Origin of the sequence: Alloscardovia venturai (assembly GCF_042676605.1) — a bacterium.
GTDB classification, from domain to species: Bacteria; Actinomycetota; Actinomycetes; order Actinomycetales; family Bifidobacteriaceae; genus Alloscardovia; species Alloscardovia venturai.
This window is the reverse complement of the sequence record NZ_JBHTHQ010000033.1, coordinates 1-1,218: the sequence shown is the minus strand read 5'-3', so window position 1 is coordinate 1,218 and position 1,218 is coordinate 1. Positions and strand designations below refer to the sequence as shown.

Genomic DNA, 1,218 nt, shown 5'->3' with positions numbered 1-1,218 from the left:
TAAGGCTGGTTATTGTACATCTGTTTCTCATAGTATGCTTGGCTGTGCTTCCTTTACTCGTGATAAGGCTGGTCGTGTTGTGTCTACGCGTCATGATGGTGTGTGTGACCAATGGGTATACAAGAACGGTTTTGTAGTTGAGCATACTCATCGCGATAAGAATTCACAGACTACATCATCACGTATCGAACGTGACGTGTGGGGACGAGTAACCCGTATCCACACACCTGACGAGACGGTGTCGTACTCGTATGATGACGCGAACCAGTTACTTCATTCATCTAGCTCTACAGGAGCATCGTGTACATGGCAGTACTCACCAGCAGGACAAGTAACCCGTATAGAGCAGCATGATAGTACTACTGGTGGGGGTGTGTCCACGTTTGTTTATGATACAGCGGGTGAGCTTGTTTCGTCTACGTGTATTCTTCCTACTGGTGTATCACGTGTAACGCGATACGAGTACGACATGAATGGTCGGCGTACACGTTCACACGTGTGTGTTGATGATAAAGCGTGTGAGGATACCGTGTTTGACTGGGATACACGAGGTTTCCTTACTTGTATAGAAAAGACACAGCACGGTCATACTCCCACACGTTATGACATGCATGTTAACGCGTTAGGTGTTCTTACCCGAGTGAATAATACACGCGTGCAATGGGATATTAATACGAGTATTCCCTTGGTTACGAGTGTGGATGATTGTCCTGTGGAAAGTCTTGACGGGGTAAGTTACCTCGGTACTGGTATGTCGTCGTCATGGAGGCGTACTCGCCAGCAAAGTCTTTTAAACCCGTATGACAGTGATACGCGTGGTGTACCGGCTTATAGTCATGATGTCATGCTTGCAGAAGCAGGGTCTGTAAGCGTGGATGGTTTTACTATCATGGGTGCACGCGTGTATGACTGTTCCACGTTGGGGTTTTTGTCTCCTGACCCGTACCCGTATCTTGTACCGGGTGCTGTATGGCAGTCATATACGTATAATTACGCAGCGAATAATCCACTCTCGCTTACTGATCCTACAGGGTTTAAACCTGTCACGGATATAAGTGTTATTAACGCGTATAACACGAGTAGAAGCCTGAACATATGGGAAAATACGAAAAAATTTGCGAGAAATAGTCTTAGTTGGCAGACAGTTGCTGGGCTTGTTATTACGGGTGTTGGTGCAGGACTCATGTTTACTGGTATTGGTGGGCCGGTAGGAGGCGC

The 1,218-nt window shown here is 46.9% G+C and carries 1 protein-coding gene; it reads left to right on the top strand.

Annotation, left to right across the window (positions count from 1 at the left end):
• A partial coding sequence (locus tag ACFQY8_RS08020) for a hypothetical protein (protein WP_377939457.1) occupies positions 1-1,218 on the top strand: 1,218 nt, incomplete at both ends.